16 protein-coding genes are annotated in these 19,407 nt (G+C 70.1%); 13 read left to right on the top strand and 3 right to left on the bottom strand.

Features of this window, described 5'->3' with window-relative positions:
- The first annotated feature begins 112 nt into the window (after positions 1–112).
- The 5 genes from sucC (at position 113) to OG866_RS07625 (ending at position 5,619) form a co-directional block, all read left to right on the top strand.
- Positions 113–1,243, top strand: a complete 1,131-nt coding sequence (sucC, locus tag OG866_RS07645; protein WP_329332693.1) for an ADP-forming succinate--CoA ligase subunit beta — start codon at positions 113–115, stop codon at positions 1,241–1,243.
- 11 nt (positions 1,244–1,254) lie between these two features.
- Positions 1,255–2,139, top strand: a complete 885-nt coding sequence (sucD, locus tag OG866_RS07640) for a succinate--CoA ligase subunit alpha (RefSeq protein ID WP_329332690.1) — start codon at positions 1,255–1,257, stop codon at positions 2,137–2,139.
- Positions 2,140–2,219: 80 nt separating this feature from the next.
- Positions 2,220–3,788, top strand: coding sequence for an aldehyde dehydrogenase family protein (locus OG866_RS07635; RefSeq protein ID WP_329332688.1), 1,569 nt, complete (start codon positions 2,220–2,222; stop codon positions 3,786–3,788).
- A gap of 104 nt (positions 3,789–3,892) precedes the next feature.
- On the top strand, positions 3,893–5,122 hold the full coding sequence (frc, locus tag OG866_RS07630; protein WP_329332686.1) for a formyl-CoA transferase: 1,230 nt from the start codon (positions 3,893–3,895) through the stop codon (positions 5,120–5,122).
- Positions 5,122–5,619, top strand: coding sequence for a beta-class carbonic anhydrase (locus tag OG866_RS07625; protein ID WP_329332684.1), 498 nt, complete (start codon positions 5,122–5,124; stop codon positions 5,617–5,619). Before frc (OG866_RS07630) ends, OG866_RS07625 begins: the two co-directional genes overlap by 1 nt.
- Here OG866_RS07625 and OG866_RS07620 read toward each other — a convergent pair.
- Positions 5,593–6,300 (bottom strand): GntR family transcriptional regulator, encoded by a 708-nt coding sequence (locus OG866_RS07620; protein WP_329332682.1) that lies wholly within the window; start codon positions 6,298–6,300, stop codon positions 5,593–5,595. The genes OG866_RS07625 and OG866_RS07620 overlap by 27 nt on opposite strands.
- Before the next feature lie 156 nt (positions 6,301–6,456).
- On the opposite strand from OG866_RS07620, the gene OG866_RS07615 reads away from it, so the two are divergent.
- Positions 6,457–7,239: an acyl-CoA dehydrogenase family protein gene (locus tag OG866_RS07615; RefSeq protein ID WP_329332680.1), complete on the top strand. Its 783-nt coding sequence runs from the start codon at positions 6,457–6,459 to the stop codon at positions 7,237–7,239.
- Between the two features lie 219 nt (positions 7,240–7,458).
- On the opposite strand, the gene OG866_RS07610 is transcribed toward OG866_RS07615, so the two are convergent.
- The gene (locus tag OG866_RS07610) at positions 7,459–8,148 is read right to left on the bottom strand and encodes a GntR family transcriptional regulator (protein ID WP_329332678.1); all 690 of its coding nucleotides are present in this window, start codon (positions 8,146–8,148) and stop codon (positions 7,459–7,461) included.
- Between the two features lie 233 nt (positions 8,149–8,381).
- Here OG866_RS07610 and OG866_RS07605 point away from each other — a divergent pair, with 233 nt between their 5' ends.
- From OG866_RS07605 to OG866_RS07585, 5 genes are all read left to right on the top strand, one after another.
- Positions 8,382–8,855, top strand: a complete 474-nt coding sequence (locus OG866_RS07605) for an NAD(P)H-dependent oxidoreductase subunit E (RefSeq protein ID WP_329332676.1) — start codon at positions 8,382–8,384, stop codon at positions 8,853–8,855.
- 2 nt (positions 8,856–8,857) lie between these two features.
- Positions 8,858–10,462 (top strand): formate dehydrogenase beta subunit, encoded by a 1,605-nt coding sequence (locus OG866_RS07600; RefSeq protein ID WP_329332674.1) that lies wholly within the window; start codon positions 8,858–8,860, stop codon positions 10,460–10,462.
- A complete protein-coding gene (gene fdhF, locus OG866_RS07595; RefSeq protein WP_329332672.1) occupies positions 10,459–13,227 on the top strand; it encodes a formate dehydrogenase subunit alpha in 2,769 nt (922 codons plus the stop codon). Before OG866_RS07600 ends, fdhF begins: the two co-directional genes overlap by 4 nt.
- 1 nt (position 13,228) lies before the next feature.
- Positions 13,229–13,441: a formate dehydrogenase subunit delta gene (locus tag OG866_RS07590; protein ID WP_329332670.1), complete on the top strand. Its 213-nt coding sequence runs from the start codon at positions 13,229–13,231 to the stop codon at positions 13,439–13,441.
- A 118-nt stretch (positions 13,442–13,559) separates the two neighbouring features.
- A complete protein-coding gene (locus OG866_RS07585) occupies positions 13,560–14,504 on the top strand; it encodes a LysR family transcriptional regulator (RefSeq protein ID WP_329332668.1) in 945 nt (314 codons plus the stop codon).
- A gap of 3 nt (positions 14,505–14,507) precedes the next feature.
- Here the strand turns inward: OG866_RS07585 and OG866_RS07580 are convergent, their stop codons facing one another.
- Positions 14,508–16,079 carry a FadD7 family fatty acid--CoA ligase gene (locus OG866_RS07580; protein WP_329332667.1) on the bottom strand — a complete coding sequence of 524 codons (1,572 nt, stop codon included), beginning with the start codon at positions 16,077–16,079 and terminating at the stop codon, positions 14,508–14,510.
- A 256-nt stretch (positions 16,080–16,335) separates the two neighbouring features.
- Here OG866_RS07580 and oxc point away from each other — a divergent pair, with 256 nt between their 5' ends.
- Both oxc and frc (OG866_RS07570) read left to right on the top strand, forming a co-directional pair.
- The gene (gene oxc, locus OG866_RS07575; RefSeq protein WP_329332666.1) at positions 16,336–18,084 is read left to right on the top strand and encodes an oxalyl-CoA decarboxylase; all 1,749 of its coding nucleotides are present in this window, start codon (positions 16,336–16,338) and stop codon (positions 18,082–18,084) included.
- 50 nt (positions 18,085–18,134) lie between these two features.
- Entirely contained in the window at positions 18,135–19,391 is a 1,257-nt protein-coding gene (gene frc, locus OG866_RS07570) for a formyl-CoA transferase (RefSeq protein WP_329332665.1), read from the top strand.
- Positions 19,392–19,407: the final 16 nt, after the last annotated feature.

Here is a 19,407-nt window from a genome sequence, read left to right as displayed (position 1 = left end):
CCTCGCTTGGCACATTGCATACAGTCGACGAATACTGTATGAAGATTGTTATCCCGCATCCGATGGGTGATGTCCAGGGGTCGTGCACCACTTTTAAGACGGGAGCCGAATCATGGACCTTTACGAGCACCAGGCCCGGAGGCTCTTCCAGGAACACGGCATCCCGGTGCCGCGTGCGGAGGTCACCGACTCGCCGGCGGAAGCACGCGAGATCGCCCGCAGGCTCGGTGGCCGTGCAGTAGTCAAGGCGCAGGTGAAGACCGGGGGTCGGGGCAAGGCGGGCGGTGTGAGGCTCGCCGCCGATCCGCCCACGGCGGAGCTGACGGCACGTCAGATCCTCGGCATGGACATCAAGGGACACACGGTCGGGCAGGTCATGCTGGCCCAACCCGTGGACATCGAGGCCGAGTTCTATGTCTCGTACGTCCTCGATCGCGCGGCGGGCAGGTTTCTCGCCATCGCCTCCGCCGAGGGCGGTATGGACATCGAGGAAGTCGCCGCCAGCCGACCGGAGTCGGTCGCGCGCATCCATGTCGACCCGGTCGAGGGTGTCACCTCCGCGAAGGCGGGGGAGATCGCCGACGCGGCCGGGCTGCCGGCACAGACCGTCGACGTCCTCGTACGGCTGTGGCAGGTGCTGGTCCGCGAGGACGCCGTTCTCGTCGAGGTCAACCCGCTCGTGCGGACCCGGCAGGGGCAGATCCTCGCCCTGGACGGCAAGGTGACCCTGGACGACAACGCCCGCTTCCGGCAGGCCCGTTGGGGTGACGAGAGTGTCGCGCACGACGATCCGCTGGAGGCGGCGGCCGCCGCGAAGGGACTCAACTACGTCAAGCTGGACGGCGAGGTCGGCGTCATCGGCAACGGGGCGGGCCTGGTCATGTCGACGCTCGACGTAGTCGCCGGCTGCGGCGCCCGCCCTGCCAACTTCCTCGACATCGGTGGCGGCGCCTCGGCCCGGATCATGGCCGACGGCCTGTCCGTCATCCTCTCCGACCCGGCCGTGAAGTCGGTGTTCGTCAACGTCTTCGGCGGGATCACGGCCTGCGACGCCGTCGCCGACGGCATCGTGCAGGCCCTGGAAGCGGTCGAGTTGACCAAACCGCTCGTGGTGCGGCTCGACGGCAACAACGCCGCCCGGGGCCGCGCCATCCTCGACGGCCGTGCCCACCCCCTGGTGCAGCAGGCCACCACCATGGACGGCGCCGCCCGCCGCGCCGCCCAACTCGCCAACACCAGCTGAAGGAGCGGCGCATGGCCGTCTTTCTCACCAAGGAGTCCAAGGTCCTCGTCCAGGGCATGACGGGCGGCGAGGGCATGAAGCACACCCGGCGCATGCTCGCGGCCGGCACGAACATCGTCGGCGGCGTCAACCCTCGCAAGGCCGGGCAGAGCGTCGACTTCGACGAACGAGCCGTCCCTGTCTTCGGATCGGTCGCCGAGGGCATCCGGGCGACCGGCGCCGACGTCAGCGTCGTCTTCGTACCGCCCGCCTTCGCCAAGTCTGCCGTCGTCGAGGCCGCCGACGCCGGCATCGGGCTGGCCGTCGTCATCACCGAGGGCATCCCCGTCCATGACTCCGTGGCCTTCACCTCGTACGCGAAGGGGAAGGGCACCCGGATCATCGGCCCCAACTGTCCTGGCCTGATCACTCCGGGCCAGTCCAACGCGGGCATCATCCCCGCGGACATCACCAGGTCCGGCCGCGTCGGCCTGGTGTCCAAGTCGGGCACGCTCACCTACCAACTCATGGACGAGCTGCGCGACATCGGCTTCTCGACCTGTGTCGGCATCGGCGGCGACCCCGTCGTCGGCACCACCCACATCGACTGCCTGGCCGCCTTCCAGGACGACCCCGACACCGAACTCGTGGTGCTCATCGGGGAGATCGGCGGCGACGCCGAGGAGCTCGCCGCCGCCTACATCCGCGACCACGTCACCAAGCCGGTCGTCGGTTACATCGCCGGCTTCACCGCGCCCGAGGGCAAGACCATGGGCCACGCGGGCGCCATCGTGTCCGGCTCCTCCGGCACGGCGCAGGCGAAGAAGGCGGCCCTGGAGGCAGCCGGCGTCCAGGTCGGAGACACCCCGACCGAGACGGCCCGCCTGGTGCTCGCCCGACTGGAATCAGGCCGCTGACACCAGGCCTGCTCGACACGGAATCCCAGCACACCTCACCCCCCCCGCCCCCGACTGTGCACCGAGAGCGGAGACACCGCATGACATCCACCCTCAACTCGAGCCTCAACTCCACCCCCCTCGTGGTGAAGTCCGGTACGACCTGGGACGACGCCTGGCAGCGCTGCCTCGCCGTCGCCCCCGAGGCGTTCCGTGACGACCGCGTCCTCAACCTCTGGAACTCCGCCTGGCAGGCGGACGGCCGGGCGCTGCCCGCCACCAGCCCCGTCGACGGCAGCCCCATCGCCGGCCCGCCCCGCCTCGACCGGGAAGCCGCCCACCACGCCGTCCGCGCCTCCCTCGACCAGCACCGGGCCTGGCGGCACATCCCGCTCGCCGAGCGCCGGGCCCGTGTCGCGGCCACCCTCGACGCCCTCACCCAGCACCGCGAGCTCCTCGCCCTGCTCCTCGTCTGGGAGATCGGCAAGCCCTGGCGGCTCGCCCAGGCCGACGTCGACCGGGCCATCGACGGGGTGCGCTGGTACGTCGACGGCATCGAGCCGATGGTCGAGGGCCGGGCATCGCTGGACGGCCCGGTGTCCAACATCGCGAGCTGGAACTACCCGATGAGCGTGCTCGTTCACGCATTGCTGGTCCAGGCACTGGCGGGCAACGCGGTCATCGCCAAGACCCCGACCGACGGTGGCGTCGCCTGTCTCACCCTGGCCTGCGCACTCGCCGCCCGCGAGGGGATACCCGTCACCCTCGTCAGCGGCAGCGGCGGCGAATTGTCGGAGGCGCTGGTGAAGGCGCCCGAGATCGGCTGCGTCTCCTTCGTCGGCGGCCGCGACACCGGCGCCGCGGTGGCCACGGCCGTCGCCGACCTCGGCAAGCGGCACATCCTCGAACAGGAAGGACTCAACACCTGGGGCATCTGGAACTACTCGGACTGGGACACGCTCACGGCGGTCATCCCCAAGCTCTTCGACTACGGCAAGCAGCGCTGCACCGCGTACCCGCGCTTCGTCGTCCAGCGCGAGCTGTTCGACGAGTTCCTCACGGCGTACCTCCCGGCCGTGCGCTCACTGAGCGTCGGACACCCGCTGGCCGTGGCGAAGGCCGACGACCCCTACCCGGCCCTCGACTTCGGCCCGGTCATCAACGCGGCCAAGGCCAAGGAACTGCACGACCAGATCGCCGAAGCCATCAACCGCGGCGCCGTTCCGCTGCACCGCGGCGCGCCCGAGGAGGCCCGCTTCCTGCCCGGGCAGGACACCTCGGCCTACGTCCAGCCCGTCACCCTGCTCAACCCGCCCCCGTCCTCCCCGCTGCACCACGCGGAACCGTTCGGCCCGGTCGACACCATCGTCCTGGTCGACACGGAGGCCGAACTGCTGGCCGCCATGAACGCCTCCAACGGCGCCCTGGTCGCCACCCTGTCCACGGACGACCAGTCGACCTTCGACCGGCTCTCACCCCAGATCCGCGCGTTCAAGGTCGGCCACGGCAAGCCGCGCTCCCGCGGCGACCGCGACGAACTGTTCGGCGGCTTCGGCGCCTCTTGGCGCGGCGCGTTCGTCGGCGGTGAGCTGCTGGTGCGCGCGGTGACCCAGGGCCCTGCGGACGAACGCCTCCCCGGGAACTTCCCGGAGTACCAGCTCATGCCGTGAGGCACGCCCCGGGCGGCGCCCCGCGAGGGCGCCGCCCGGCAGCGACGAACTCAACTCTCTGCCGGTATGCAATATGCAAAACGAATAGGGATGGGGTGGCGAGCATGACAATGGCTCTTGAGGGTGTTCGTGTCCTGGACATGACGCATGTGCAGTCGGGTCCGTCGGCGACGCAGTTGCTGGCGTGGCTGGGGGCGGATGTGGTGAAGGTGGAGGCGCCGGGCGGGGACATCACGCGCGGGCAGTTGCGGGACGTCCCGGGTGTCGACTCGCTGTACTTCACGATGCTCAACTGCAACAAGCGCAGCATCACGCTGAACACGAAGACGGAGCGGGGCAAGGAGATCCTGACGGAGCTGATCCGTGGGTCGGATGTGCTGGTGGAGAACTTCGGGCCGGGGGCGGTGGACCGGATGGGGTTCACGTGGGAGCGGATCAGGGAGATCAATCCGCGGATCGTGTATGCGTCGATCAAGGGTTTCGGTGAGGGCCCGTACACCGGTTTCAAGGCGTACGAGGTGGTGGCGCAGGCGATGGGCGGGTCGATGGCGACGACCGGGGACGCGGACGGGCCGCCGATGGCGACGGGTGCGCAGATCGGTGACTCCGGGACCGGCATCCACGCGGTGGCGGGGATTCTGGCGGCGCTGTTGCAGCGTCGGCACACCGGGCGGGGTCAGCGGGTGAACGTGGCGATGCAGCATGCGGTGTTGAACCTGTGCCGCGTCAAACTGCGTGACCAGCAGCGTCTCGCCCACGGGCCGCTGCCCGAGTATCCGAACGATGATTTCGGGGACGAGGTCCCGCGTTCGGGCAATGCCTCGGGGGGCGGGCAGCCGGGGTGGGCGGTGCGGTGTGCTCCGGGCGGGCCCAACGACTACGTGTATGTCATCGTCCAGCCGGTCGGCTGGCAGCCCCTCAGTGAGCTGATCGGCCGCCCGGAGCTGGCCGAGGATCCTGAGTGGGCGACTCCTCAGGCGCGGTTGCCGAAGCTGGCGAAGATGTTCCAGCTGATCGAGGAATGGACGGTCACCCTGCCCAAGTGGGCCGTGCTGGAGCAGCTGAACGCGCACAACATTCCCTGCGGGCCGATCCTGTCGACCAGGGAGATCATCGAGGATGCCTCACTCGCCGCGAACGACATGATCGTCACCGTCGAGCATCCCGAACGCGGCGCCTACACCACCGTGGGCAACCCCCTCAAACTCTCCGACTCACCCACCCACATCACCCCCTCACCCCTCCTCGGCCAACACAACGAGGAGATCTACATCGGTGAACTCGGCCTGACGCTGGACGAGTTGCCGCTGCTCAAGACGCAGGGGGTCATCTGATGTCGGTCACCGACCAGCTCGTGAAGTCCAACCGGGACTACGCGACCGGGTTCACCGACCCAGGCATTGACGCCCGCCCGGTTCTGGGGGTGGCCGTCGTGGCGTGCATGGACGCGCGCATCGATCTGCACGCCGCGTTGGGGCTGCAACTCGGTGATTGTCACACCGTCCGGAACGCGGGCGGGGTGGTGACCGACGACGTGATCCGGTCCCTCGCCATCAGCCAGCGCAAGCTGGGCACCCGGAGCGTCGTCCTGATCCACCACACCGGCTGCGGTCTGGAGGCGATCACCGAGGACTTCCGCACCGAGCTGGAGATGGAGGTCGGCCAGCGCCCGGCCTGGGCCGTGGAGTCCTTCCGGGACGTCGACCAGGACGTACGGCAGTCCATGCAGCGGGTGCGCACCAGCCCGTTCCTGCTGCACACCGACGACGTGCGCGGCTTCGTCTTCGACGTGAAGACGGGTCGGCTACACGAGGTCGACCCGACGCGTTGACCCGGTCACCGCCGCGATCTGCTCGCAGTAGAAGTCGGTCGTGTTCCGCGTGTGCCGGCGCATGAGGTCCTCGGCCAGGTCGGGGTCGCCGTCGGCGATGGCCTGGATGATCAGGGCATGCTCGTGCCAGGCGTCCTGGCCGCGGGGCTTGGCGATCGGCATGTAGTACCAGCGGACGCGGCGGTCGACCTGCGGGATGAGCTCGGCGAGGACCGCGTTGCGGGACAGGAGCGTGATGTGGCCGTGGAGGTCGGCGTTGGCCTCCACGATCGCGCGGGCGTCCCCGGCCGCGAGGGCGGTGAGGCCGGCCTGCTGGAGCTCCCACAGCCGGGCGACGTCGCGCGCGGTGGCGTGCCGGGCGGCGTCCCGCGCCGAGCGGGTCTCCAGCAGGGCCCGGACGCTGAGGAGTTGGGCGCATTCCTCGGTCGTGGGGGAGTGCACGAAGGCCCCCTGGGAAGGGCGCAGATCGACCCAGCCGGCGGTCTGGAGTCGTTGCAGCGCCTCGCGGATCGGCTGGCGGCTGACGCCGAGTTCCTCGGCGAGCTCGGCCTCGACGAGGTGCTGGCCGGGCTTGAGGGAGCCGTTGATGATCAGCTCGGTGAGGGCGTCGTAGACGGCCTGGCGGAGCGGTGCGGGTCGCGCGATGGGGCCGTGGGCTGTCACTGCGGGTGTGTCGGGCATGGGCCCTCTCTCCCTCGTGGACGTGACGTGGAAGTGGCAAGGAATTTCCCGGCCCCGACCTCTGGTGCCGGGACACGGATGCAGAATACTGTATGCAATCATCGATCGGCAGTAGTCCAACAGTGGTCCAACAGCCACTCCCGAGGGGGTCGCCCCGTGTCCTACCGCACCGCTCTCTCAGAAGTCCTGACCAGTGTCGTCACTCCGGCCGCCGAACTGGCAGCCGTGCGGGGCAGGTTCCCCCGCGCCGCGGTGACGGCCCTCGGACGTGCCCGGCTGCTGGGGCTCACCGTCTCCACGTCGTACGGCGGCGGGGGACAGGGGCTGCCGGAGGCCGCCGAGGTGGTGGCCCGTACCGCACGCGTCTGCCCGGCCACGGCGGCCGTCCTCGGGTCCCACTACGCGGCGGTCGCCGTCATCGAGGCGTACGGCGGCTCGTGGGTGCGTACGGAGATCGCGGCCGGCCGCCATCTCAGCAGCCTCGCCCTCGCGGAGACGGAGGCGCAAGGGGAGGACGACCTGCTCGCGCCGCACTCCAGTGCCGTCCGGTCCGGTGGCGTCGTCGCGCTGCGGGCCCGTAAGCACCGGGTGGTGGCGGCCGGGGAGGCCGACAGCTATGTGTGGTCCTCCCGTCCGCTCGCCACGCCCGACGGTCTCACGCTGTGGGGTGTTCCGGCGCATGCCCCGGACCTGTTCGTGCCGGCCCGGCCCGGCGGCGCGGGGCCGTACGGCAGTGGGACGTCCACGGTGTTCGCCGACCCGGTTCTCGTCCCTGCCGACGCGATGCTCGGCGCGGACGGTGCCGGGCAGGACATCGTGCGGCGTACGGTCCTGCCGTGGCTGCGCGAGCTACGGGCCGCCGGGAGCACGGGAGTTCAGGCCCCGCAGGCGGTCGGCGTCACCGCTTCCCGCCCGACCGCCTCCTTGACGCCCTCTTGAACGCCCGCCGTCTTGAACGCCCGCCGTCTTGAACGCCCGCCGTCTTGAACGCCCGGCGTCTTGAACGCCCGCCGTCTTGAACCCCCGCCGTCTTGAACCCCCGCCCGTCCGGAACTCCCGCCGTCCGGAACCCAAGCCGGCCTGAACTCCCGGCATCCGGTACTCCCGGCATTCGGGACTCCGAAATCCGGAACTCCCTTAGGAAGGCGACGAGTTGTGTCAGCCCCGCTCCGTCTTTGCGGCGAACTGCTTGCGGTAGAAGTCGGCCGTGCGCTCGGCGTGCTTGCGCATCACCTCGCCCGCCCGGTCCGCGTCCCCCTTGGCGACGGCCTTGATGAGCTGGCTGTGCTCGTTCCAGGCCTCCTTGCCGCGGGGCTTGGCGATGGGCGTGTAGTACCAGCGCACCTTCTGGCCCACCTGGCCGAGCATTTCGGCGAGGACGTCGTTGGCGGCCACGGAGGTGATGAAGGAGTGCAGGGTCGTGTTGGCGGCGACCAGCCGATCGACGTCACCCTCGGCGAGCGCGTCGACGCCCTCCTGGTGGAGCTCCCAGAGGCGCTCGACGTCCTCGGGCTTCGCGTTCTGGGCGGCGAGTTGTGCCGAGTAGGTCTCCAGGACCGCGCGGACGCCGAGGAGTTGGGCCGCCTCCTCCTCGGTGGGGGAGTGCACGAACGCGCCCTGGGCGGGCCGCAGATCGACCCAGCCGGCGGTCTGGAGGCGCTGGAGGGCCTCGCGCACCGGCTGGCGGCTGACCCCGAGGTGCTCGGCGAGCTCGGCCTCGACCAGGTGCTGGCCGGGCTTGAGGGAGCCGTTGACGATCAGCTCGGTCAGGGCGTCGTACACGGCCTGGCGCAGTGGTGCCGGGCGGGTGACGCGCCGGGTCGCCGCAGCCGTGAGTGCCTCGCGCATGGTCGTCCTGTTCTGCCGTCGAGAGGGTCAGCCGCCGGGCGTTGCCGACGACGGCGTCAGGATACAGGTTTTGGTATGCAACATGGCGTGGCCTGTAGACCATCGGCGCGGGACGCCTGCCGAGAGCCACGGTCTTCTGCGACTGTCGTCTGTATACAGAAGCCTGTATGAGGTATTGTCTCAGTCTCCTTCAGCCCTCGCCGGGGACCCGTGTGACGGAAGGCGAAGCGATCATGACGACCAGCGGGAGTGATGTGACGGTCGAGAGCGTGGTCCGGAGGGTGGTGGCCGATCACCGGGGTCAACGCGGCGCGCTGCTGCCCGTACTGCACGCCGTGCAGGCCGAGTTGGGGCATGTGCCACAAGAGGCGATCCCGGTCCTGGCCGACGAACTCAACCTCTCCCGGGCGGACGTCCATGGAGTGGTGACCTTCTACCACGACTTCCGCCGCGAGCCCGCGGGCCGCACCACGGTCCGCATCTGCCGGGCCGAGGCCTGCCAGGCGCTGGGCGCCGACGGTCTGGTGAGCTATGCGCGCGAGGCCGGACTGACGCTCGGCGAGACCACGGCGGACGGCACGGTCACCGTCGAGCAGGTCTTCTGCCTGGGCAACTGTGCACTGGGGCCCTCGGTCGAGGCGAACGGTCGGCTGTACGGAAGGGTGGGCCCGGCCCGCCTGGGCTCGATCCTCAACGGGACGGTGTGATGATGAGCGACGCTTCCCACTCCGCGGCCGTGGTCTACGTCCCCCGCGACTCGGCGGCCCGCTCCGTCGGCGCGGACGAGGTCGCCGCCGCTCTTCAAGGCGCCGCCACACGCGGCGACTTCGCGATCGACGTCGTACGCAACGGATCGCGCGGCATGCTCTGGCTGGAGCCGATGATCGAGGTGGTCACCCCGCGGGGCCGTGTCGGCTACGGCCCCGTGGCCCCCGAGGACGTCGACGGACTTCTCGCCGCCGGCCTGCTCGACGGCGCGGACCACCCGCTGCGTCTCGGCCTCGTCGACGAACTCCCTTGGCTGGCACGGCAGACGAGGGTCACCTTCGCCCGGGTCGGCATCACCGACCCCCTCTCCCCGGCCGACTATGTCGAACACGGCGGGCTCAAGGGACTCCGCGCCGCCCTCGACATGGCCCCCTCCGAGGTCGTCGCCGCCGTCACCGAGTCGGGACTCCGCGGTCGCGGCGGCGCCGGATTCCCGGCCGGCATCAAATGGAAGACGGTCCTGGACTGCGCCGACGAGCTGAAGTTCGTCTGCTGCAACGCCGACGAGGGCGACAGCGGGACCTTCGCCGACCGGATGGTCATGGAGGGCGACCCGTTCCTGCTGATCGAGGGCATGACCATCGCCGCCCACGCCGTCGGCGCGACCGAGGGCTACCTCTACATCCGCTCCGAATACCCGGACGCCATCGCCACGATGCGCGAGGCCATCGAACTCGCCCGCGAGCAGGGCTGGTTGGGCCAGGGCATCCTCGGTTCGACGCTCGACTTCGACCTGCATGTACGCGTCGGCGCCGGCGCGTACATCTGCGGTGAGGAGACCTCCATGCTGGAGAGCCTGGAGGGCAAGCGCGGCATGGTCCGGGCGAAACCGCCGATCCCGGCGATCGAGGGCCTGTTCGGCAAGCCGACCGTGGTGAACAACGTCCTGACCCTCACCACCGTCCCCGTCGTCCTCGCCGACGGCCCCCAGGCCTACCAGGACCTCGGCGTCGGCCGCTCCCGCGGCACCCAGGTCTTCCAGCTCGGCGGCAACATCGCGCGCGGCGGGATCGTGGAGACCGCGTTCGGCATCACGCTGCGCGAGCTGATCGAGGACTACGGCGGCGGCACCCGCACCGGACGCCCGGTGCGAACGGTTCAGGTCGGCGGGCCGCTCGGCGCGTATCTGCCGGAGTCGCAGTTCGAACTGCCCATGGACTACGAGGCGTTCGCCGAGGCCGGCGCGATGCTCGGGCACGGCGGTGTCGTCGTCTTCGACGACAGCGTGGACATGGCCGCGCAGGCCCGGTTCGCGATGGAGTTCTGCGCGGAGGAGTCCTGCGGCAAGTGCACCCCCTGCCGGGTCGGGGCCGTACGCGGTGTCGAGGTGATCGACAAGATCGTCGCCGGCACGCACCGCGACGAGAACCTCGCCCTGCTCGAAGACCTCTGCGACCTGATGACCGACGGTTCGCTCTGCGCCATGGGCGGGCTGACCCCGATGCCCGTGCGCAGCGCGCTCGCCCACTTCCCCGACGACTTCCTCGGCGGGCGCAGGCTCCTGGACATCCACCCCGTGAACACGAGGACGGAGGGCACGGTATGACGCTCCTCAAGGAACCCGACTTCGGAACACCGGAGCGACCGGGCCCGGCCACGGTGTCCGTCGAGATCGACGGACTGCCGGTGACGGTGCCCGAAGGCACCTCGGTGATGCGCGCCGCCGCCGAGGCCGGGGTCGACATTCCCAAACTCTGCGCCACCGACAGCCTGGACGCCTTCGGCTCCTGCCGTCTGTGCGTGGTGGAGATCGACGGCCGCCGCGGCACCCCGGCCTCCTGCACCACCCCCTGCTCCGACGGCATGCAGGTGAGCACCCAGACGCCGAAGGTGGAGAAACTCCGCCAGGGCGTCATGGAGCTCTACATCTCCGACCACCCCCTCGACTGCCTCACCTGCCCCGCCAACGGCGACTGCGAACTCCAGGACATGGCAGGCGTGGTGGGCCTCAGGCAGGTCCGCTACGGCTACGAGGGCGCCAACCACCTCGATGCCGAGAAGGACACCTCCAACCCCTACTTCGACTTCGACCCGGCCAAGTGCATCGCCTGCTCCCGCTGTGTCCGCGCCTGCGGTGAGGTCCAGGGCACGTTCGCGCTCACCATCGAGGGGCGCGGCTTTGAGTCCAAGGTCTCGCCGGGCGCGGGGGAGTCCTTCATGGACTCCGAGTGCGTCTCCTGCGGCGCCTGCGTCCAGGCATGCCCGACATCCACGCTCCAGGAGCGCTCGGTCGTCGAACTCGGCATGCCCACCAGGTCCGTTGTCACCACCTGCGCGTACTGCGGTGTCGGCTGCTCCTTCAAGGCCGAGCTGCGCGGCGACGAACTCGTGCGCATGGTCCCGTACAAGGACGGCGGCGCCAACGAGGGCCACTCCTGTGTGAAGGGCCGCTTCGCCTTCGGCTACGCCACCCACCCCGACCGCCGACTCAAGCCCATGGTCCGTGACCGGATCACCGACCCGTGGCGCGAGGTCGAGTGGGACGAGGCGATCGGCACGGTCGCCCGCCGTATGCGCGAGATCCAGGACCGGCACGGCTCGGGCGCGGTCGGCGCCATCACCTCCTCCCGCTGCACCAACGAGGAGGTGTACGTCGTCCAGAAGATGGTCCGCGCGGCCTTCGGCAACAACAACGTCGACACCTGTGCCCGCGTCTGCCACTCCCCGACGGGATACGGCCTCAAGCAGACCTTCGGCGAGTCGGCGGGCACCCAGGACTTCCGTTCCGTGGCGCAGGCCGACGTCATCATGGTCATCGGCGCCAACCCCACCGACGGCCACCCGGTGTTCGCCTCCCGTATGAAGCGCCGGCTGCGCGAGGGCGCCAAGCTCATCGTCGTGGACCCGCGCCGCATCGACCTGGTCCGCTCCCCGCACATCGAGGCCGAGCACCACCTCCAGCTGCGGCCCAGCACCAATGTCGCGGTGGTCAACGCCATGGCCCACGTGGTCGTCACCGAGGGGCTGGTCGACCGGGACTTCGTGGCCGCCCGCTGTGAAGGCTTCGACGACTGGGCCGAGTTCGTCGCGCGGACGGAGAACAGCCCCGAGGCGGTCGAGGAGATCACCGGCGTACCGGCCGCCGAACTCCGCGCCGCCGCACGGCTGTACGCGACGGCCCCCAACGGCGCCATCTACTACGGCCTCGGCGTCACCGAGCACAGCCAGGGCTCGACCATGGTCATGGGTATGGCCAACCTCGCGATGGCCTGCGGCAACATCGGCCGCGACGGCGTCGGAGTGAACCCGCTGCGGGGGCAGAACAACGTCCAGGGCTCCTGCGACATGGGCTCCTTCCCGCACGAACTCCCCGGCTACCGCCACGTCTCGGACGACGCGGTCCGCACCGTCTTCGAGAACCTCTGGGGCGGAACCCTCCTCGCCGAGCCGGGACTTCGCATCCCCAACATGTTCGACGCGGCCATCGACGGCACCTTCCGCGGCCTGTTCGTCCACGGCGAGGACATCGCCCAGTCCGACCCCAACCTGAAGCATGTCACCGCCGCCCTGGAGGCGATGGAACTCGTCGTCGTCCAGGACCTGTTCCTCAACGAGACGGCCAAGTTCGCGCACGTCTTCCTGCCGGGAGCCTCGTTCCTGGAGAAGGACGGCACGTTCACCAACGCCGAGCGCCGCATCAACCGTGTCCGCGCGGTGATGAAGCCCAAGACGGGCAAGCACGAGTGGCAGATCGTGAGCGAGATCGCCACCGCCATGGGGTACCCGATGGCGTACGACCACCCGGGCCAGATCATGGACGAGATCGCCGCCGTCACTCCGACGTTCACCGGTGTCTCCTTCGACCTGCTCGACAAGCTGGGCAGCGTCCAGTGGCCGTGCAATGAGGAGTCCCCGGAGGGTACGCCCATCATGCACGTGGACGAATTCGTGCGCGGCAAGGGGAAGTTCGTGGTCACGTCGTACGTGCCGACCAACGAACGCAGCACCCGGCGCTTCCCGTTGGTCCTGACGACCGGCCGCATCCTCAGCCAGTACAACGTCGGTGCGCAGACCCGCCGTACCGGCAACGTCGCCTGGCACGCCGAGGACATCCTGGAGCTGCATCCGCATGACGCGGAGGACCGCGGCATCAAGAACGGTGACATGGTCACCCTGGCCAGCCGGGTGGGACAGACCACCCTGCGGGCGGAGATCTCCGACCGGATGCCGACCGGGGTCGTCTACACGACCTTCCACCACCCGGTGACCGGTGCGAACGTCGTGACCACCGAGAACTCCGACTGGGCGACCAACTGCCCGGAGTACAAGGTGACCGCCGTGCAGGTGGGCCTCGCGACGGTGGGGGCCTGAGATGACAGCGACCGTGCCGTCCGAGCAGCGGATGGCGAACGACATCGCCAGGAACCTCCGGCATCTGCCCGAGGAGCGGGCCGCCGAGGAGATCGCGGGGCACATCGGCCGGTTCTGGGACCCGCGGATGCGGGCCCGGCTGTACGAGTACGCCGATGCCGGGGCGGAGGGTCTTGACCCCTTGGTGGTCGCCGCGGTGAAGCTCCTGCGCTGAGCGGCGTCGACCTTGACGCGGGGCGTGTCCGGGGCTGTACACGTCGAACGGATACTGCATACAGTATCTGCGTCGACCGTCTACAGTCCCGGCCTGCCCGGCGAGAGAGGAGTCGTTCATGCTGTTCCGGCAGCTTGAGTACTTCGTGGCGGTGGCGAGGGAACGGCACTTCGCCCGGGCGGCCGAATCCTGCTTCGTGTCGCAGCCGGCGCTCTCGGCGGCGATCGCCAAGCTGGAGCGGGAGCTCAACGTCACGCTGATCAACCGAGGCCACACCTACCAGGGCCTCACCCCGGAGGGCGAGCGTCTCGTCGTATGGGCCAAGCGGATCCTCGCCGAGCAGGACGCCTTCAAGGCCGAGGTCGCCGCCGTCCAGTCCGGCATCACGGGCACGCTGCGGCTCGGCACCGACCCCACGGCGTCCACGACCCTGGCGCTGCCCGTCGCCGCGTTCTGCGCCGCCCACCCGCTGGCCAAGGTGCAGGTCCGCTCCCGGCTGTCGACGAAGGAACTCCACCGCCAGCTGAGGGACTTCGAACTCGACGTGGCGATCGCCCACTTCGACCCCGGCGACCAGGAGGGACTCCAGGTCGTCCCCCTCTACCAGGAGCGGTACATGCTGCTGGTCTCCCACGACCAGCCCGTCGCCCAGTCCGCCACCGTCTCCTGGGCGGACGCGGCCCAGCTGCCGCTCGCGATGCTGACGCCCGACATGCGGATCCGGCAGATCGTCGACACCGTCTTCGCCGAGAAGGGGTTCGTGGTGACCCCGCAGATCGAGACGGACTCGATCGCCTCCCTCTACGCACACGTGGGCGGTGGCGGCTGGGCGAGCATCGTGCCGCACACCTGGCTGCGGGCGCTGCCGGTCGTGGGCCGGACCCGGGCGCTGCCCCTCGTGGACCCGGCGGCCGGCGCCCAGGTCTCGGTGGCGATCCACGCGGGCACCCCCGGCTCGGTCGCCGCCCGCGCCTTCGTCGACGCGGCGACGGGCCTGTCCCTGGACGACGTCTTCGCCCGCCCCCTCCCGACCACCGCCCCCCTCGTCCAGGCCGTCCCCTGACGCTCACGGCGCATACCGCGCCTGTACGGCCTTGCGGTCCAGCCCTCCCTTGGCGGTGTACGGCAGCGCGGCGACCACCTCGACCCGGTCGGGCACCTCGAACGCGGCGAGCCGGTCCCGGCAGTACCGCAGGATCTCCGCGACCCCGACGTCACCGTCCCGCACCACCACGGCCGCACCCACCAGCTGCCCGTACGTCCCGTCCGGTACGGCGAACACGGCCGCCTCCGCCACCCCCGGGCACCCGGCGAGGATGTCCTCGACATGCTCGGGCGCGATCTTCTCCCCGCCCCGGTTGATGAGGTTCTTGATCCGCCCGGTCAGCGACAGATACCCGTCCTCGTCCAGCGTGCCGAGGTCACCCGTGCGCAGCCACCCGTCGACGAAGCTGTACGACGACTCGTCCGGGTCGGCGAGATAGCCACGGGCGACGGTGGGACCGTGCACCCACACCTCGCCCTCCACGCCCACGGGACAGGTGCGTCCGTCGCGGTCGACGACGCGCACCTCGACCCCGGTCGGCCGGCCGACGGACCCCTGCCGCAACTCGCCCCGCCCCGGCAGGGGTTCGCTGGTCGCCTGATGGGAGGCCTCGGTCATCCCGTACGCGCAGAGCAGGGGCGCGCCGAACGTTCGCTCCAACGCCCGCTGCGTCGCCGTGTTGAGCGGCGCGCTGCAACTGCGGACGAACTTCAGTGGCGGCGCCTGCGGCCCCGGGTACTCCTGCTCCGAGCGGTCCAGCAGGATCTCGTGAATGGCAGGCACCGCGGTGAACCACGTGGCGGCCACGGCCCGCATGTCGTCCCAGAACGTCCCCGCCGAGAACCGCCCCCTCTCGGGCAGCAGCACACAGCCGCCGCTCGCCAGCGACGACAGCAGCGCCGCGAACAGCCCGTGCCCGTGGAAGAACGGCATCACCGCGACCGTCGCGTCACCCGGCCCCAACTCGTAGGTGGCGCAGATGTTCTGCACGGACGCCGTCACGTTCGCGTGGGTGAGCGGAACCATCTTCGCGAGGGCGGTGGTCCCGGCGGTGAAGAGAACCAGGGCGTCATCACCCGACAACTCGGCCGAGGCGCCCAGCACCCGCGGCGCCTGCCCGGGGGCCAGCGCGACCGACGCCGAACCCGCTCGCGAGGCATCCACCCGCAGTGGCCAGACAGGAACGGGCGGCCGGACATCGCTCACCGGCGGCCCCGCGAGGACCGCCCTCGCCCCCAAGGCCCCGATCCGCGCCGACAGTTGTGTCCCCGGCAGGGCCGGGTCGAGCGGCGCGACCACCAGCCCCGCCCGCGCCGCACCGAGCAACGCCACCACGAACTCCGCGGTGTTGGCGGACAGCACCCCGACCGCGTCACCCCGCCCCAGCCCCGCCCCGCCGAGCCGGGCAGCCAGGTCGTCGGCCAGCCCGGCGAGCGCCCGGTAGGACAGCTGCACCCGCCCGCCACCGACGACGAGGGCACGGGCGTAGGGACGTTCCCGGACCTGCCGGTCGAGCAGGTCGACGAGACCGGTGAGTGCCGGAGGCCGGTACCGGCCCGCGCCGCGCACGGATGCCGCGATCACAGCGGCCATGCCCCCACCCCCTAGCGCCAGGTCCGACGGAACAGTCCTCTGCGAGCCTGCGGCGGCCTTCGGCGGGCGTCCAATACGCACTGCCGAACGGTCGATAACGGGCCTCTATCAAGGGAGTTGCGAGCCCCTTCCACGGCTCTCGATAGAAGTTGCTTATCGGCTGGTCGCCGATGGGTCTTGGACGGGCGCGCACGCGCTGCGGATGGTGAGAGGAGTAGCCGCACCGGCAGGACCTGCCCAAGGAGGACCCCGGACCATGACCGCCCCCTCGACACAGGAGACCGCGGCAGCAGCCGACGTGCCGACCGAGCTCACCGACGGGTACCACCTGGTCGTCGACGCGCTCAAGATGAACGACGTCGACACCATCTACGGGGTCGTCGGCATCCCGATCACCGACCTCGCCCGTCTCGCCCAGGCCCAGGGCATCCGCTACATCGGCTTCCGGCACGAGAGCAACGCCGGACACGCGGCGGCCGCCGCCGGCTACCTCACCAAGAAACCGGGCGTGGCCCTGACGGTGTCGGCACCGGGCTTCCTCAACGGCCTGGTCGCCCTGGCGAACGCGACCACCAACTGCTTCCCCATGGTGCAGATCTCCGGCTCCAGCGAGCGTCACCTCGTCGACCTCAAGCAGGGCGACTACGAGGAGATGGACCAGCTCGCCGCCGCGCAGCCGTTCGTCAAGGCCGCCTACCGCGTGAGCCGCGTCGAGGACATCGGCCGCGGTATCGCCCGCGCCCTGCGTACCGCCATCTCCGGGCGCCCCGGCGGCGTCTATCTCGACATTCCTGCCGCCGTGCTCGGCGCCATCCTGCCGAAGGCGGAGGGCGACCGCACCCTCAGCCGCCTCGTCGACCCCGCGCCGCGCCAGCTCCCCGCGCCGGAGGCGGTGGACCGCGCGATCGAGCTGCTGGCCTCCGCCGAGCGCCCGCTGGTCGTCCTCGGCAAGGGCGCGGCCTACGCCCAGGCGGACGACAAGGTACGGGAGTTCATCGAGTCGACGGGCATCCCGTACGTACCGATGTCGATGGCGAAGGGCCTGCTGCCCGACGACCACCCCCAGTCGGCCGCCACCGCCCGCTCCCTGGCGCTGAAGAAGGCCGACGTCGTGATGCTGATCGGCGCCCGCCTCAACTGGCTCCTCGGCCACGGCCAGGCGGGCTGGAACCCGGACGCCAAGTTCGTCCAGATCGACATCGACCCCAAGGAGATGGACAGCAACCAGCCCATCGCCGCCCCGCTCGTCGGCGACATCGAGTCGGTGCTCGACGCCCTCGCCGAACGCACCAAGCCCGGCCAGATCCAGGCCCCTTCGGCCTGGCGCGACGAACTGGGGGCGCGCTCCGCGCAGAACGTCGCCAAGATGGCCCAGCGCCTGGCGGCCGACCCGCACCCCATGCAGTTCATGGGCGCCCTGAAGGCCGTACGCGACGTCATCCACGCCCGCCCGGAGACCTACCTCGTCAACGAGGGCGCCAACGCCCTGGACATCGCGCGCAACGTCATCGACATGCACGTACCGCGCCACCGCCTCGACAGCGGTACCTGGGGCGTCATGGGCATCGGCATGGGGTACGCCATAGCCGCCGCCGTCGAGAGCGGACAGCCGGTCGTGGCCGTCGAGGGCGACAGCGCCTTCGGGTTCAGCGGCATCGAGATCGAGACGATCTGCCGCTACCGGCTCCCCGTCGTCACCGTGATCATGAACAACGGCGGCGTCTACCGAGGCGACGACACCAACCCGTACGACGACGCCCCCTCGCCCACCACCCTCATGTCGGCGGCCCGCCACGACCTCCTCATCGAGGCGTTCGGCGGCAAGGGCTACCGCGCCACCACCCCCGCCGAGGTCACCGCCGCCCTCACCGAGGCCCTCGCCTCCGGCGGCCCGGCGCTCATCGACTGCGTGATCGACCCCTCGGCCGGCACCGAGAGCGGCCACATCTCACACCTCAACCCCAAGGGCATCACCGTCGGCAACATCACGCCGGCCAAGAAGTGACCGCCCGGACAACCGCCTCGACCACGTAACTTCACGTAAAGGAAGCAGACATGAGTGAAAAGCCGCTCGCCGGAATCAAGGTGATCGACTTCACCGGGGTCCAGGCCGGTCCCGCCTGCACACAGATGCTCGCCTGGTTCGGCGCCGACGTGCTCAAGGTCGAGCGCCCCAACGGCGGTGATGTGACACGCCGTCAACTCAGGGACATCGAGGACCTCGACGCCCTCTACTTCACCATGCTCAACAGCAACAAGCGCTCCCTCGCCATCAACACCAAGACCGCCGAGGGCAAGGAGGTCCTGGAGAAGCTCATCAAGGACGCCGACGTCCTGGTGGAGAACTTCGCGCCGGGCGCCCTCGACCGCATGGGCTTCACCTGGGAGCGTATCCAGGAACTCAACCCGCGCCTGATCTTCGGCTCGGTGAAGGGCTTCAACGACCAGTCGTCCTGGAACGACCTCAAGGTCTACGAGAACGTCGCCCAGTGCGCCGGCGGCGCCGCCTCCACCACCGGCTTCTGGGACGGCCCCCCGACCATCTCCGGCGCCGCCCTCGGCGACACCAACACCGGTATGCACCTGGCGATCGGCATCCTCACCGCGATCATCGACCGCAACAAGACCGGCAAGGGCCAGAAGGTCTCCGTCTCCATGCAGGACGCCGTCCTCAACCTCTGCCGCGTCAAGCTGCGCGACCAGCAGCGCCTGGAGCGGGTCGGCCACCTGGAGGAGTACCCGCAGTACCCCAACGGCGAGTTCACCGACGTCGTCCCGCGCGGCGGCAACGCGGGCGGCGGCGGCCAGCCCGGCTGGGTGCTCAAGTGCAAGGGCTGGGAGACCGACCCGAACGCCTACATCTACTTCACCGTCCAGGAGCAGAACTGGAAGCGCACCGCCGAGGTGATCGGCCACCCCGAATGGGCCGAGGACCCCGAGTACGCCACCGCGCGCGCCCGTCAGTCGCACATCTTCGAGATCTTCGGTGAGATCGAGAAGTGGCTCGCGGACAAGACCAAGTACGAGGCGGTCGACATCCTGCGCGAATGGGAGGTGCCCTGCGCCCCCGTGATGAGCATGAAGGAGATCGCCTACGACGAGGACCTGCGCAAGAGCGGCACGGTCGTCGAGGTCGAGCAGAAGGAACGCGGCACCTACCTCACCGTGGGCAGCCCGGTGAAGTTCTCCTCCTTCAAGCCCGACATCACCGGCGCCCCGCTGCTGGGCGAGCACAGCTCCGAGGTGCTGGTCGAACTCGGCTACGACGAGGAGACCATCGGCCGCCTGAAGGAGAGCGGCGTCATCGTGTAGGCAGGGACAACTGAGT

The sequence above is a fragment of the Streptomyces sp. NBC_00663 genome, from assembly GCF_036226885.1.
GTDB lineage: Bacteria > Actinomycetota > Actinomycetes > Streptomycetales > Streptomycetaceae > Streptomyces.
This window is presented reverse-complemented; position numbering and strand designations above follow the sequence as displayed.